The 15,013-nt window shown below is 38.6% G+C and carries 16 protein-coding genes; 2 read left to right on the forward strand and 14 right to left on the reverse strand.

The annotated features are described in order from the left end of the window. Window positions 1-202 precede the first annotated feature (202 nt). The 4 genes from ASG38_RS12025 to ASG38_RS12040 are packed head-to-tail and all read right to left on the reverse strand — an operon-like array spanning window position 203 to window position 1,984. Window positions 203-607: a VOC family protein gene (locus ASG38_RS12025; RefSeq protein WP_056071101.1), complete on the reverse strand. Its 405-nt coding sequence runs from the start codon at window positions 605-607 to the stop codon at window positions 203-205. 11 nt (window positions 608-618) lie between these two features. Next, complete coding sequence (locus tag ASG38_RS12030) at window positions 619-1,038, reverse strand: VOC family protein (RefSeq protein ID WP_056071103.1); 420 nt, start codon at window positions 1,036-1,038, stop codon at window positions 619-621. Between the two features lie 41 nt (window positions 1,039-1,079). Then, on the reverse strand, window positions 1,080-1,463 hold the full coding sequence (locus ASG38_RS12035) for a VOC family protein (RefSeq protein ID WP_056071106.1): 384 nt from the start codon (window positions 1,461-1,463) through the stop codon (window positions 1,080-1,082). A gap of 17 nt (window positions 1,464-1,480) precedes the next feature. Further along, the gene (locus ASG38_RS12040) at window positions 1,481-1,984 is read right to left on the reverse strand and encodes a DinB family protein (RefSeq protein WP_056071109.1); all 504 of its coding nucleotides are present in this window, start codon (window positions 1,982-1,984) and stop codon (window positions 1,481-1,483) included. Window positions 1,985-2,144: 160 nt separating this feature from the next. On the opposite strand from ASG38_RS12040, the gene ASG38_RS12045 reads away from it, so the two are divergent. Continuing rightward, window positions 2,145-3,107 (forward strand): GlxA family transcriptional regulator, encoded by a 963-nt coding sequence (locus ASG38_RS12045; protein WP_056071112.1) that lies wholly within the window; start codon window positions 2,145-2,147, stop codon window positions 3,105-3,107. On the opposite strand, the gene ASG38_RS12050 is transcribed toward ASG38_RS12045, so the two are convergent. Continuing rightward, the gene (locus tag ASG38_RS12050) at window positions 3,108-5,105 is read right to left on the reverse strand and encodes an ATP-binding protein (RefSeq protein ID WP_056071115.1); all 1,998 of its coding nucleotides are present in this window, start codon (window positions 5,103-5,105) and stop codon (window positions 3,108-3,110) included. A 141-nt stretch (window positions 5,106-5,246) separates the two neighbouring features. Between ASG38_RS12050 and ASG38_RS12055 the strand changes: the two genes are divergently transcribed. Further along, window positions 5,247-6,149 carry a CorA family divalent cation transporter gene (locus ASG38_RS12055; protein WP_056071119.1) on the forward strand — a complete coding sequence of 301 codons (903 nt, stop codon included), beginning with the start codon at window positions 5,247-5,249 and terminating at the stop codon, window positions 6,147-6,149. A gap of 46 nt (window positions 6,150-6,195) precedes the next feature. Here the strand turns inward: ASG38_RS12055 and ASG38_RS12060 are convergent, their stop codons facing one another. The 9 genes from ASG38_RS12060 to ASG38_RS12100 all read right to left on the reverse strand — a co-directional run bounded on the left by ASG38_RS12060 (window position 6,196) and on the right by ASG38_RS12100 (window position 15,006). Beyond that, window positions 6,196-6,387, reverse strand: coding sequence for a hypothetical protein (locus ASG38_RS12060; protein ID WP_056071122.1), 192 nt, complete (start codon window positions 6,385-6,387; stop codon window positions 6,196-6,198). A gap of 89 nt (window positions 6,388-6,476) precedes the next feature. Next, the gene (locus ASG38_RS12065) at window positions 6,477-7,505 is read right to left on the reverse strand and encodes a serine hydrolase (protein WP_056071125.1); all 1,029 of its coding nucleotides are present in this window, start codon (window positions 7,503-7,505) and stop codon (window positions 6,477-6,479) included. Window positions 7,506-7,663: 158 nt separating this feature from the next. Beyond that, window positions 7,664-8,623 carry a DUF6624 domain-containing protein gene (locus ASG38_RS12070; protein ID WP_056071128.1) on the reverse strand — a complete coding sequence of 320 codons (960 nt, stop codon included), beginning with the start codon at window positions 8,621-8,623 and terminating at the stop codon, window positions 7,664-7,666. 113 nt (window positions 8,624-8,736) lie between these two features. After that, window positions 8,737-9,390 (reverse strand): DUF6624 domain-containing protein, encoded by a 654-nt coding sequence (locus tag ASG38_RS12075; RefSeq protein WP_056071131.1) that lies wholly within the window; start codon window positions 9,388-9,390, stop codon window positions 8,737-8,739. Between the two features lie 77 nt (window positions 9,391-9,467). Beyond that, the gene (locus tag ASG38_RS12080; protein ID WP_056071467.1) at window positions 9,468-11,300 is read right to left on the reverse strand and encodes a T9SS type A sorting domain-containing protein; all 1,833 of its coding nucleotides are present in this window, start codon (window positions 11,298-11,300) and stop codon (window positions 9,468-9,470) included. A 16-nt stretch (window positions 11,301-11,316) separates the two neighbouring features. After that, the gene (locus ASG38_RS12085; RefSeq protein ID WP_200937037.1) at window positions 11,317-12,834 is read right to left on the reverse strand and encodes a hypothetical protein; all 1,518 of its coding nucleotides are present in this window, start codon (window positions 12,832-12,834) and stop codon (window positions 11,317-11,319) included. A 227-nt stretch (window positions 12,835-13,061) separates the two neighbouring features. Next, window positions 13,062-14,162 carry a DNA alkylation repair protein gene (locus ASG38_RS12090; protein ID WP_056071135.1) on the reverse strand — a complete coding sequence of 367 codons (1,101 nt, stop codon included), beginning with the start codon at window positions 14,160-14,162 and terminating at the stop codon, window positions 13,062-13,064. A 14-nt stretch (window positions 14,163-14,176) separates the two neighbouring features. Next, a complete protein-coding gene (locus tag ASG38_RS12095; RefSeq protein ID WP_056071138.1) occupies window positions 14,177-14,701 on the reverse strand; it encodes a DUF1772 domain-containing protein in 525 nt (174 codons plus the stop codon). 11 nt (window positions 14,702-14,712) lie between these two features. Further along, window positions 14,713-15,006: a cytochrome c gene (locus tag ASG38_RS12100; protein WP_056071141.1), complete on the reverse strand. Its 294-nt coding sequence runs from the start codon at window positions 15,004-15,006 to the stop codon at window positions 14,713-14,715. Between the last annotated feature and the right edge of the window lie 7 nt (window positions 15,007-15,013).

The raw sequence follows: 15,013 nt of genomic DNA on the forward strand, positions 1-15,013 counted from the left end.
AATTAATACGGATTACAGAAATTACCGCGAATTTGTGAAACTTACCAATTTAGAATCTTAATATCTTAGCGTCTTTTTTAGAACGCGGATTAATATGAATTAGAGAAAGTAGTGCAGATTTGAGAAGTTTATATCCTTAGCATCTTAGAACCTGGGCAACTTAGCATCTTAAATAAAAAAACACGGCCAAAGCCGTGTTTTTTTATTGTGGCATTGCGCTTATATCCATATAGGCAATTTCCCAGAGGTGTCCGTCCAGGTCCTGGAACCCGTGTCCGTACATCCAGCCATGATCCTGTTTGTCAACCGGTGTTGTAGCACCGGCAGCGATGGCTTTTTTCACCATTTCGTCTACGGCATCACGGCTCTCTGCCGAAAGGCAAATGATGCTCTCCGTATATTTGCGGGTATCACAAAGCTCATTTTTGGTAAAGTTCAGGAACAAAGGTTCGACTACCAACATCACGAAAATAGTATCGCTAATAATCATGCATGTTGCATTTTCATCTGTGAACTGAGGATTGAAAGTGTAACCTAGTTTTCTGAAAAATTCAATAGAGCGGTTAAGGTTCTTTACGGGAAGGTTTACAAAAATTTGTGTTGCCATAGTCTTTATTATTATTTTTCATATTCATAATTGAGCATCCACTGAATACCAAATTTATCAGTAAACATACCATATAAGGCACCCCAGAACATATTATCTAAAGGCATTTTGACATCGCCTCCTGCGGAAAGCTTTTCGAATAGATCTCTGGTTTGCTGTTCTGAATCGGTATTGACTGAAATGGACACACTGGTTCCGTTTTTTACCTGTTCCATTGTTTCCGGTACATCAGTTCCCATCAGCATATTTCCGCCAATTGGCAAAGCAATATGCATGATTTTGTTTTTGTCTGTTGCGGGCATTTCCTCGCATCCGGGAGTGTCTCCAAAACGCATTACGACTGCAAATTCGCCGCCAAAAGCAGCTTTGTAAAAATTAAAGGCTTCTTCTGTATTGCCATTAAAATTCAGATAAGTGTTGATTGTTGCCATTTTGATTTTGATTAATTGTTCGTATTTGAATTGATTTTGTGTTATTCTTCCTGAAGTATAGAGAGGATGTTTCCTGCCGGGTCTTTGAACCAGGCAATAAGCGGGCCTCCACCTCTAAAAATCCCTTTTTTGTCGGTTTTTATGTTTCCGCCATATTGTTCGAAAACTATGCCTCGTTTCGTGAGTTCATCTACTGCCTGTTCAATATCTTTGACGGGAAAGTTGAGGATAGTGAAAGTAGCTGGTTCGTGATTTTCTTTGGTATAGATAATTATTGAATTTCCTCCGGCGGGTTTTAAGGTTAGTATTCCTTCCATTTCTGCGTCTTCTTCTATATCCAGACCTAATATTTCCCCGTAGAATTTTTTAGCTTTTTGGCTATCATCTACAGAAAATCCACTAAATGCTTTACTGTTGTTTAACATGATTCTGTATTTTGGATTTACATATCGTCATATCGTAAGGCTTCATAGCCTAATAGTCGTCTCCATAAGTCTATCTGACCAATGCAGTTGGCTTCACGGTAAATGATAAAAGTTATCAGTTCATAATAGGTAAGTGACATGCCGGGCATCATCTCAAATTTTTCATCCAGTTTTTGATCTGTTATCTTGACCAGAAGATCTTTTAATACGGGGCTGATTTTTTTCCAATCGTCTCTAAATTGCGATAGCGATGGATATTTCAGGCCATCCTGTATGCCTTTTCCATTCTGAAACAATTCGGATGCTTTCTGTTTTTCGGAATACCCCAGCAGGTTTGCAATTTCGTAGCGTTGCTGGACTAAACTTCCGGTGAGCCATGCTATATGGTTTGCTTTTGTGTCTAATCTTTCGTGGGCATCTTCATCAGAAATTTTTTCCAGTGCCCGTTCAAAATAGAGCGTCTGCATATCATATAAGACAAGCAGGGAAAACATTCTGTTGCTTGTGGTTGTGATTTCCATATCGTTAATATTTAGCGTTAAAAATTGAATTAAATTTTGTCTTTTATATTGTTTGATAAAATTAATTCAAAAAAAATGCTTAAAAGGAGTGGTTTAAAGTCATTATAAGGGGGGATTTAAGACAAAAAATTTTATATTTGTTTCTCCTAAAAAATTAGCTATGAAATTAGGTATTTTGCTTACACAAGAACACAGGCTTCTAAGCGTTGCAGCTATGCTTGACGTATTTGAGACCGTGAATAAGTTTTATGCAGAGGAAGGGAAGGCCCCTTTTTTTGATATTACTCTTTTGCATATGGATGAGGTATCGCAGACCTATTCTGAATATAATCTGATGCGGCCTGATTCCGAAAAAACATATGATATTTTGCTTATCCCGGCTTTTAAGCATGATGTTGTACCAAAAGCAGTTTCGCTCAATATGAGATGGATACAATGGTTGCGGCAACAATATGAAAGGGGAGCTTCGGTTGCAAGTTTTTGTACGGGAGCTTTTCTTTTAGCTTCTACCGGTTTGCTTGACAACAAGCCTGCGACCACCCATATTAATGCCGAATATGCCTTTGCACAAGCTTTCCCGGCCGTAAATTTAAAAGTAGATGCGGTGGTTACAGAAGAACAAAGAGTCTACACGAGTGGAGGTGCTACCAATAGTTTCCATTTGATGTTGCGTCTTATTGAGAATTTTTGCAGCCGAAAAATGGCAGTAAAAACGGCAAAGGTGTTTTCTGTCGATTTGGATAGAAATCAGCAGACTTATTTCGGTACGTTTGCTCCGGCCGAAGATCATGGTGATGATTTGGTTAAGCAGACGCAGGAAGTTATTAAGAAGAATTTCAGGGAAGCCAATACTATTGAAGAAATTATTACAGATGTTCCGGCAAGCAGACGAAATCTGGTAAGGCGTTTTAAGCAGGTAACCGGAATTACTCCTATAGAATATTTGCAGAAAACAAGGATTGAAGCAGCCAAACAAATGCTGGAGCATTCGAGACAGAGCGTAATGGAAGTGATGTTTGAGTCGGGTTATAACGACTTGAAATCATTCCGAAGCCTGTTCAAAAAAAATGTTGGGATGACACCGACAGCCTACAGGGAAAAATTCAATAATCTTGTTGCCTGATTATACAACAGGAAGATATATTGAAAATATAGAACCTACACCGGGTATGCCCTGGGCACGTATAAAGCCGTCATGTTTCTGCACTATTTTTTTGCAGATGGCAAGGCCTATTCCTGTGCCTTCATAGTCTGACTTGCCATGAAGCCTTTTGAATAATTCGAAGATTTGCTGTTCGTATTCCTGTGGAAATCCAATTCCGTTATCGGCAATATCCAGTTTCCAGAATTGTTTTCCGACGAGTTCTTCCGGGGTAACAAGCTCGGCATTTATTTTTATAACCGGAGGAACATCTGGTTTGCTGTATTTCAGTCCATTTGAAATCAGGTTGGTGAGCAACTGCTGAAATTGAATCGGAATGACAGAAAGCGTAGGCAGTTTTCCAACTTCAACACGGGCATTCTTTTTTTCAAGAATGTCCGTCATATTATTTTTAATGTCATCTATTGCTGTATTGAGATCTGTAGGTACAAAATGAATTTCTGAAGCATCCATACTGGAATAGTTGAGTAAGGATTCAATCAGGTTCTGCATACGGTTGGCTGCATTTGTAATACTCTGGAAATAGGCCAGGGAAGAGTCGCTAAAATTTGCCTTTTCTTTAAAAAGTATACGGCTGGCGAAGAGTTGTATTTTGCGGAGCGGTTCCTGAAGGTCATGAGAGGAAATATAGGCAAATGAGGCAAGCTCGACATTTTGCCTTTCCAATTCCTTGTTTTTCATCTCTAAAAGTTTTTCATTTTGCAAGCGTTCAAATTCTATTTCGCTTCTTTTTGCAGCAATTCTCAACAGGGATTCTATATAGGCAATATCGTATATTTCGTTCTGGTGCAATACAGCGATTAATCCGATTACTTTTCCTGACGAACCCACAAGCGGATAGGCGATATAACCCTCGACATCTAAATCCGAAAGTGTTTTGCTTTCCGGGAAAAGTTTTTGGCTGTCACGCGGATGGCAGGTATAATGTCCTTTAATGACTTCATCACAAGGGCCGTCTTTTATCGGGTATTTGAAATTATCCGCAATTTCTCCAAAAGCTATCACCGAAATACTTTTTATAATTTCTTCTCCCAATTCGTTTAGTTGTACCTCGCCCAAAAGAACATAGTCCATCTTTGTTTTTGTGGCTATTTCAAGTAATAGGGAACTAAAAAATTCTTCGCCATTTCCATACGAATAGAAACTTTCAGAAAATTCCTTAAGTAATTGCTGTTCGAGTTCTTTGTTTTTGTTGAGAAGTAATGCATTGATGGCCTCAATTTCTAAGGCGGCTGTTTTTTCATGAGTTATGTTTTTTGAAGTTACTGCAACCGCATTGCCGGCCTTTTCAATTGTTGCATTTAACCACAAGGTCTTATTGTTATGGATTGCTGCAATTTCATAACTGTCAGGTAGCCCGGTTTCCACACACTTAACCATTTTTTCGAAAATCCCATTTTTAAAAATCCCGGGGTATACTTCCCGACAGGTTTTCCCGATGACATCCTTGGGTTCAAGTCCAAAATTTCTAGGGACTTCAGGATTTGTATAGGTAATTCTGAAGTCATTAATCATGCCATGGTTATTGTACATCGCCTCATAGCTTGCAATACCGTAATTTGTTGAATTTAGCACTGACTGCAGAAAGGACTGCAACTGTTCTGTTTCTTTATTGGTATTAAAAGCCAGAAGCAGGAATGTTTCACCGTCTGCCTCTATAGCCTCAACATTGAATGAAATTTTATTGTTTTCCGAATTTTTAGAGTTGATTTCGTATTCTTTAACTATGCTTTTTGTCTTCAACACATCCCAAAAAAGAAGTTTTAGCGGATTGGTTTCAAAAGAACTCTCTATGACCTCAAGAAAATTTCTGTTTTTAGGGGCCAATTTCGGCAGGTTGAATTTTATATGAAACGAGGCATTGGCATATAGGATAGCAAAATCTTTGTCTAACAGAACCATTGGTTCGTTTGCCAAAGCAATAATCCTTTCAATAGTTGATGTCTTTGATACGGACATAATTTTTGTGGTATTTTAGGGTACTAACAAAGTTAATGAAATCCTAAAATATTGCTGCTTAAATCGGGAAAATTTTGCTATTCTTTCAGAATATCTTGTGAAATATTGGCTTAAATTTGATAGAAATGAAATAATGATGTTATGGCTATAGAAACCTGTAATTTTTCAGATAGTGCTATTGTTTGGACTGATATTACCAATCCGACCAAAGAAGAACTTGAGAAAGTGAGTAAAACATATAATTTAAGCTCCTATACGTTGATTGATAGTCTGGATCCGGACCACCTTCCCAAATATGAAGAGCATAACAAGACACATTTTTTTATTGTCAGAATTCTGCAACATTCCCATGAGCATGAGCAAACGGTGAGGGAACTAAGCAGTAAAATAGCTGTTTTTTACAATTCGGATTTTATTATTACCATTCACAGGACCGCACAGCCCATCATGCAGGAAATACGCAAAAATTGTATAAAGAATGGAAAACTGGAAACAACAGGAGGAATGGCCATAAAGATTATTTGGGAAATGCTGCATTCTTATGAGCTTCCGGCTATAAAACTTTCGGATAAGATTGATTATTATGAATCGAAAGTTTTTCTGAAAAAAAATATTCCGGCAGATATGATTGAAGGAATGTATTATCTGAAAAGAAAAGCAGGGCTTTGTAAAAAATTATTGCTACTTACCAACGAAGTTGTTAATTCGGTTAAGGTGGATGAGAAAGATTTACCAGCCTTACAGGATGTTCGGGACCTCCATTTAAAATTACTAACCCTGTACGGCCAGGTTCAGGATGATGCCAACAATTTGCTGAATATCTACTTGTCGCTGTCAGCCAGAAAAACAAATGATGTGATGAAGATTCTCACCATATTTTCGGTCTTTTTTATGCCACTGACTTTTATCGCTGGTATTTATGGGATGAATTTCAAGTTCATGCCCGAGCTGGATGAGAAATGGGGCTATCCGCTTGCTTTGCTGGCTATGGTAATTGTATCGGTCGTTATTTTTATCTGGTTCAGAAGAAAGAAGTGGCTATAAAAAAGGCGGAAGTACTACTTCCGCCCCTAACTAAACTCAAATTTGTTTATGGTATTCCCATGGTTTCATTGTTTTCAGCCTTTGGCTGCCGGACTTCTTTTAGGCCTGGATTAGTTACTGGATTATTCTTATCATCCTTAAAGTTGGCATCTTTATCCAACTTTTGGACTGGGATTTCTGAAACGTGAATGTATTTTTCGCCAGTTGTATCCTTTCGATTTTTTTCACGATTTTCCATGGCGTTATGTTTTTTATCAAAGTTAGCAGCTTTGGCATTTTTTTGTGTTATATCATTCGTATAAAAGGTTATGTAATTGAAACATGCGATTAAAGTTCTTTTTCAATTGCTTCCATAAATTCCTGTAAAGGAAAAGCGTCGCCCTGGTTTGTTAGTACGATTACAACGGTTTTTTCGTGGAGATTTCTCCAAATACAGGCTCTATAACCATTTAATCCACCGGTATGGCTTACGATTTTCTGACCATTTTCTTCTTTTATATTCCAGCCAAAACCATAATTAGAAATGCTTCCATCATTTAGCGTTGCAGTTTTATAGGCATTTTCCATTTCTTTTCTGCTAAGCAGCTTTTGTCCATAAAGTGCCTGTTCCCAAATAAACAAATCTTTTGTCGTTGAGAAAATACTCCCATCGCCAGTAGTTAAAATTGAATAATCGTCGGGTTCTTTGTTTTTGTTGTAACCAATGGCTCTGTTTGCAATTGTGGGTTTTGTAGTATCGTAGACAATAGTCCGATTTAAATTTAAAGGCTTGAAAATGGCTTCCTTGCAAAAACCGGCATATGATTTACGGCTTATTTTTTCAATAATTGCTGCTAAAATAATGTAGCCGGTATTACTGTACTCGAATTTTTCACCAGGCGAAAAGTTCAGGCTGTTTTTTGTAGCAAGCCATTGCATAACCTGCTCATTCGTAAGATTTTTTACATTAGGCATTTCCTTTTCATAATCGGGAATTCCTGATGTATGATTGAGTAATTGGCGTATGGTAACTTTTTGTGTAAACTCCGGGATATTTGGGATATATAGTGAAATTGGATTATCGTATGCTAATTTTTTCTGCTCTTTCAATTGCATAATAGCCAAAGCTGTAAATGGCTTGGCAAGCGAAGCGATATAAAAAGCAGTATTACTGTTTAAAGGCTCTTTTGTCTTGAAATTGCTATAGCCTAAAACAGTGTCATAAAGGATCTTTCCATTTCTGGCAACTAAAAGCGCACCATTGAAAGCTCCTTTTTTATTATAGCTGCTAGCTATTTCTTTAATGTTGTTTTCAGGTGTATTTTTACACGATATGAATACAATTACTGAGAGAACCAGAAGAAAGAAATGTTTCATGTTTATTTATTTTCTGTCAGGACCAATTTTTATTAATTGCGAACTGGTCAATAGGGCAGTGTCAGATAATCCCATTAAAATTTATTCTGAAATAGAAAATACAGAGAAACAGATCCCTAATGTCAGGATAGATGTCCGGAATGTCTGCTCATAGTATGTTAGTTCGTTTTTTTCTTTTGTTTTTCTATTTCGGAAAGCATTAGTTTATACTCTTCTACATTCCAGACTATGTCCCAGGTCTTTACATATTCAGAAATTGGTCCCAGTCCAACTTCTTCTCTTCGTTGGTCCACATTGTCAGGATCTTCCAGTGGTAGTACATAGTTTTTTGTGGTTTTACTGTCGTATCCAATCTGACTGCCGTAAATCTGTTTTTTTCCTTCTCCTAAAGCAACCCTGTCTTCCAAAAGAGCAAGCGCGCTACTTTGGGCGTTTTTATTTTTGACTGCTTCCCGCATCATAGGAAGGTATTTTTGCTGTGTTTCTAAATCTGAATGCTGTATTACAAGAAACAATGTCATATTTGCCTGAGCGCCTACTTTATTCGGACCAACCCAGCCTCTTTTGTCCAAAATGTCTTTTACTTTAATAAGGTTAATGCTGTCTTTATATCCCATAATTTTAGCTATACTGTCAGCCTGTTTGCTTTGGTTGCCAAATTCTTTTAGTGCGGTCATATAATGTTGACGTATTGTTTGGTCATCATTATAAATAGCAATCAATTCTGCCTGAAGCGGCTTATCTATGCCTACTGCTCCTTTATCTATTTCTTGCTGTATTGCAGCTATGAGTTTATCCCATTTTTTATCGGTATGAAGCGTTTTCAGATCGGTATCTGATTTCATGTGCTGTAAGTTGGTCCAGCCATTTTTGAGAGCCTGATTCAGCCATTCAAAAGCCAAATCCTTTTTACCCGAAAGTGCAGCTGAGCAGGCTGCATTGTAATAATCATTACTGTTTTTCTGTTCAATTGTAAAGGCCTCCTTATATTTAGAGGTTGATTTTGCATAGTTTTTAACGTTGTATAGTTGTTCGGCTTGGGCAATTGTGGAACGGTAATCTTGTCCAAAAGCATAGAAACAGGTTAATAGCAAAAGCAGGAATAATTTTGATTTCATTAGTTTGATGATTGATGATTGTTAATACAAACGAAGTTAAGAAAAAAACAGGGCAGATGATTAAAGAAAAGTACTTTAGAGGCAGTTTGCTCTGCAAGTAGGTCTAACGACTGCTATTTCTTATTAAAGAAAGTTTTTTCAAGTTCGGGCAGTTCTTTTTTGTATTGCTCGACATTCCAGTCCAGCCCAATTTCCAACAGATAATCGGCTAGTGTTGGAAGTCCTACTGCAGCCCTGCGTTTGTCAACATTGTCCGGATCTTCAAGTGGAGCTACAAAACTGACATTGGTTTCCATATTCCAGCTAACCTGGCTGCCGTAAATCTGTTTTTTTCCTTGTTTTAAAGCGACACGGTCTTCCAGTAACGCCAGCGATGCAGCTTTTGCATTTCCTTGTTTTACGGCAGCTCTCATTAAGGGCAGGTATTTTAGCTGTGCCGGTAAATCAGCATGCTGTATCACCATAAACAGTGTAGTATTGGCTTGGCTGCCAATTTTTTCAGCCCCAAGCCAACCGTATTTGCTGAGTATTTTTTCAACCTGAATCAGATTCAGTGAGTCGGTAGTTTTCATGTTTTTGAAAAGTTCCTTTGCCTCTTTTGAATTGTTTCCAAAACGGCTGATTGTTTCGTCAATCTGGTTCCGATATTTCTGGTCTGATTCATCAATGGATAACAATTGTTGCGTAATCTCTTTGTAGACGATGTCTTGTCCAAATGTGGTAAGCGGGCAAGTGATGAAGAAGACCGCTAATAATTTTAATTTCATGATTTTTTTGATGATGATTTATTGAGTTCTAAACTATGAAAAAATGTATTAAAAAAAGAAAAGCCTTTAAAAAAGGCTTATTCTTTATGATTGTTGATGATTATTTTCTGGCTGAATTTCTGGTTGTCTGAGGTCACCAGATCGATTATATAGACTCCTTTGCTTAATCCGCTTGTTGAAAACGAGTATTTGTCATTAATTCCCAGATTATTTTTCTTGAAAATACTTTTGCCCGTAATGTCAAATAAGATGACAGAACGGATGTCTGCTAAATTTGGATTTTGCAGTATAAGGGTGTGATTTGTATTGTTTTGTGTGATTCCAAAATTGCTTTTGGTCGCTTCACCTACACCTAAAACAGAATTAACAAAAGTAACGAAGAACCGGTCGTTATAAATTCCGGTTGGCAGGTTTACCTGATAACTGCCGTTTTTTATGTCATGATAAGAACCATCAGCCGCGTCATAGATATAAATCATCTGGTCCGGATCAAAACTGGTTACTTCCGGCACATAAAATTTGATGGATGCGTTGTTGGTTGCTTTTACTCCCACAGGAATTCTTTTACCCACATCAAAGCTTGTTCCCTGAATTACATATTTATTATTGTCAAGAAAGAAATAAGCGTCATTGGGCAATTCGTCCGGAGCGATGCTTAAAGCATCAATACCAATGTCGACACCGTCTGTAGCTTCAGGAAGAAATACCAGCGCAATTTGTCGGGTAAATTCGTTATTCAGAATAATGTTGAGTTTGAACTGTGCCTCAGTAATTGTTGTTTCACTTTCCGTTGCATTTGTCTCACCTGAATTTGTTGTTTCGTTACTGTTTTTTGAAATCTTCGGTTTGTTCGGGCGCTCAAACTGTGACAGCGGTCCGCTTTCTTTATAATAGGAACGATGTGAATTTTTTAGGGTTACAGTACCGTTAGAAGCTCCCTTAATCATAAATCCTTGCCCAACAGGAGCATATTTTCTTTCGATGACCAAACCGGAAGATGTTCCAACACCATTCAGTGAGCCATCAGAGTTATAGGAATTAAAAGTAGCGGGTACATATACTCCGTTTGAACCAAGACTGATAGGGGAATAAGCACCATAACCGCCTTTGTAGAGTCCGACGTTGTGTGAATTGACAGTTTTGTCCTGTTCCCAGTAATAGGCAATTCCTGTGGCGGCATTGTTTGTTGCGTCCAGAAGAAATGCATTTACGTTTAGGGCTGACGGATAAGGATTTCCGGTGAGTGTCAGGTTATTTGTTGCAACAGTTACCGATATATTTCCGTCATTCGGTTTGCCCCTGAAATCGTAACGTTGTGCGCCGGTTCCTCCCGGATTGTTTTGTATGCCATTAGCTTCGACTATAATCGGGTCGCTACCCGAAGTTCCTTTCATGGAGAATCCTTCGCCGGGAGCGAGGGTAGAAGCGCCACCAACATATATCCATTGCGAATAGGAAATGGAAGACAGGAATTTATAAATCCATCGGGACGATATAGCTAATGGATTGGCCGTACCGTTAGAATTACTTGATGGAAGTATTGTAGCCGGAGTACTGGCCGTTGAAGTTGTTGGCCTGTGAATCATTGAAATTCCGAAATTTTCATTTCCTGTAGCAGCCGAGGCATTGCCTACAGGTGAGCACCAATAGTTATAGTCGAAATTATCTGAAGTTCCTTCCTGAAAAACAGAAACTTTACCGAGTCCTTTGTTTGCAGAAGCTGTTGTTGTTCCTTGCAATAACTGCGATTCGTTTCTCAGATAGATATTCCCATTGTTTTGCAGATTAATGTCTTGTTTTACATACAGAACCTGGTCTTTAGCATACATATAACTGTTTGTACTGACATAGAGCTGTGCGTGAACTGCAGATGATAACAGCAAGGGTAGTAGGTATAGGAGCTTTTTCATGATTTTTAGATTTGGGTTATTTAACACTCATGTTGAATGATCGAACCAGAAAGCTTTGTGCTGTGGTACCGGTACCCTGGTTGAGTCTTCTTATCCATAATTCTACAGAGTCGCCTGTGTTAAGATAGACAGAGCCTTGTACGGGAAAAGACTGTATATAACCTGCATTGGTATCGATTATGGTTTCTGTAGCTACTTGCGGATCGGTTCCACCGGCGGCCGGTATTCTCATGATAAAAAACGCATATTCAGTATTGCTTACACCGGAGACATTTCCAAAAGATATGGAACAGTTCACCTGAAATACCCTTCCTTTCTTGCCGGAGTAGGTAATCCGGTTGGTTTGAGCTGAGGTTGTCCTGTAAAGATTAGAACTAAGTCCCGCAGCAATAGTGAGTTTAACATTGGTAGCAAGTGTTCCTACCGGAGTTTGGCTTTGGGCTGTTCCGGTTCTGTCAAGATAAACGGTTCCACTGGATTGCGAATCACCTTCATTAGGAATGCCTGTGCATCGTACCGACCAACTGTTGTTGAAATTAAAACCGGTATAGCTCCCCACCGTGTAAGGATTAATGTATTTTCCCGTTGTAAGTGTTCCGGTAAAAACTACGGTTTCCATTACGGCATCGCCGGTGATGGTTGGATTGGCAGAAACGTCAAGCCCTATTTTTGTTCCGGTTACTTCACTAAAACCGCCTTGTTTGGTAACCAGTCCGAAAGTCCCCTGCAAGGTTTCATAGGTTCCGGAGTTATTTGAAAACCACCCGGCATTGCTTATCAATAAACGGCTGATGTCTTTATAAATAATACCGGTAGTATTGTTGACATATTGTACGATACTGGTAAATACCAATGCAAAGTTTTCCAGCTTTCCTACATTTGCGGATGAACTTATGATACAATCTCTTACAATCATACTTTGAGTTTGTGTACCACCTCCTATAGAGCCGGTTCCGGTAATATTAAATACATTTCCGGCTGTAGCCTGCAGCGTCAGCACGCGCATTGAACCGCCTGTTGTTCCTGTAAAGAGGTCGCCTGTTGCCTTAACCAGCTTGTCTTCTGATGAATCTGCACCTGCAATATAAGCATTATTCAGTTCTATAGGAAGGTCTACGTTAATTGTTCCGTTAATTTCATATAAGGTTGCAGCGTCCAGCAGGTATTTTGTATTTGAACCCGCTGTTTTTTCAGCCGCGAGTACAGTAGCCAGAACGTCTGTCGACCTGATGAGTTTGTACTTCAACCTTCCGTCTTTGCCATTGTTGATTTTTATCCAGGAAGTTGTTGGAGTGTCGTAGAAATAAAACGATGCCAACGTAGTGTCATAAACAATCATTCCGTTGGCAGGAGTTGTAATCGCTGTCCTTTGGGCGGTTGTCATTCTTGGAGTTACGAATCCCTGTGTGGTAGATTCTACATGAAGTACGGCTGTTGGTTCTGGTGTGGTAGTGCCAATCCCAATTTGCGAATATCCGGTCATGCTTACCAATAGGAAAAGCACCATCGGAATGGTTTTAGTAATTGTCGTCATAGCAATATGATTTGAGGTATTTCAAATTTAAATAAAAATTATTGAAGATTTATTATTAAATAAATAATTAACAAATGAATATTGCTTTTTATGTTGATTTTGCTGATAAAATGATAAATCGCGTTTGGTGAATATAGGTGTTATTTATAATCTTTTAATGCGAAAAATTATACAAATAAAAAAAGACCCTTGTAAGGGTCTTTTCAGAAAGTATACTAAGATTGTTTTTAGTCAAGAAGATGAAATAGTTCCGGATTGCTTTCTTCCCCGTTTACAATGATGGAAAGCTTGTGCAGGCCTGGATAAAATTTACGTGTTGTAATAGGTTTGAATGATTGCTTTCTTTTGATGGTTTCTTTTTGTCCGGCAAAATAAGTCCTTTCGCTTATCTTAAAAACTTTTTTAGATAACTGTCCGTTTGCTTTGTTGTAATAAACGGCATATTCCAGACGAATGTGTTTTGGTTCCTTATTGGTATTGTTAACTGTAAATTCAAACTCAAGACTTTGGGGTAACTTTATTTGTGGCGTGTTAATATGAAAACCGGAAGTCTCCAAACCTTTGCTGTCAAGTCCGTAATGGCTTAGTATTTCGGGATGTCCTTGCTTGAGTAATGTCCGGCTGCCGTGTTTAATAATGGCATCAGTTTCTTTACTGTGTCCTTTCCATTGCCGGGCAATAGACAATATGATATGCGGGTGGTCTTTTGCAATATCATTAAGGTTGTTAGCGACACTGCGACGAACATATTCTGACGGGTCGTTTTTCAGGTTTTCTAAAATTGGCAATATAGCTGTCGGGTCTTTTTTTAATTCCGGTAATGCCATAGCCCACGGTAGCCTTGGACGGCTTCCTTCGCTCGCCAATCTCCTTACCTTATGACTTTTGTGTAATGACCATTTTTCCATCTGTTCAATCATCTGGTTGCCATATCTCACAATAAATGGCCTTACCGCAAATTCGCAGGATATAAATTGTGTTACAAACTCGATTGATTTTACGGCGTTACTATAATCATCCAGGCCATAGGTTTCAATATAATCCGGAAAAAAGATATAGGCAAGACTGTCTTCTCCATGTTGGTTTTCGCGGAGAAGATGGATTGTCTTTTCTAAAATGCCGGAAGCTGCTCCAAAATCATCGGGCATAAAATTACGCAGTACTTTTGTGGTATGGCGCATTCTGTCTTTCAATTCTTTTTGCGAAAATGAATCGTCAAAGATTTGAGCAACGAAAGTTTTCTTTTCAAAAGAAGGAACAGTTTGTTGTAAAATATTGGCTAGCCGGTCGTAAAAAACAGGTGAGTAAATGTCTTTGAGGGCGCTCATGCAAACGGGTTATTTTATGGTGTGATTAATTCTGTAGCCTTTAAAGGTAACGTGATACTTATGATTACCAAAAGTAAAGAAATTACAGAAGCAACGGTACGGATGCTGTGAAGATTATTCCAGGGAATTTCAAAATCTCTACGGGCCCTGCTGATTTCTTCAAGTGTTGCGGTTTTTAAGGGGAAAGCGTCGAGTGCTTCATTCAAGGGCACATTTCCAAAAATGGTGACACCAAAAGTACCGCAGGCATAAAGTACAAAAGCGCCAAGCAAAAGCAGGAATTTTGGTGAATCCCATGTAGTAAAATTGAAGAAAAGGCTCACGGGGAAAAACAGTAATGTTCCCATAAAGCTCAAAAAGAACAAAGGGTTTATTATGGCCCTGTTGATGGACTGCATTGCTGCAAGATAACCGGAATCATCCAGTTGTTTTAGTCCGGGATTTACAGAGCAGGAGTAGCTGTAAAATAACCCTGCTATCAGGGCCAGCATCAGGGTTGAAATAATGAGTGTCAGTGTTGCCATAGTTGTTTTTTTCATGATTGGTGGTTTTATTTTCGTAATGATTTTATATAGGTTGCCACAGATTCAATTTCTGTTTGCGATAGTCTCTTTTCCCAACGGGGCATGCCTCTCCTGCCTTTAGAGATTACCAAAATAAGTTCGTTATTTTCCAAACGGCTTAGTTGCAGATTTTTTGCTCCAAAAAGCCCTTTTGTGCCATCACTTCCATGGCATCTTTGGCATTTGTGCTCAAAAATAGATTTGCCTTCGGCGCTATTGTTTTGCGCTTTAGTCTGGTGAATGTTTATTATCAGAAGGCCAATGTATAGAAATGTTTTCATGTTTTTT

Origin of the sequence: Flavobacterium sp. Leaf359, assembly GCF_001423985.1 — a bacterium.
Taxonomy (GTDB): domain Bacteria; phylum Bacteroidota; class Bacteroidia; order Flavobacteriales; family Flavobacteriaceae; genus Flavobacterium; species Flavobacterium lindanitolerans.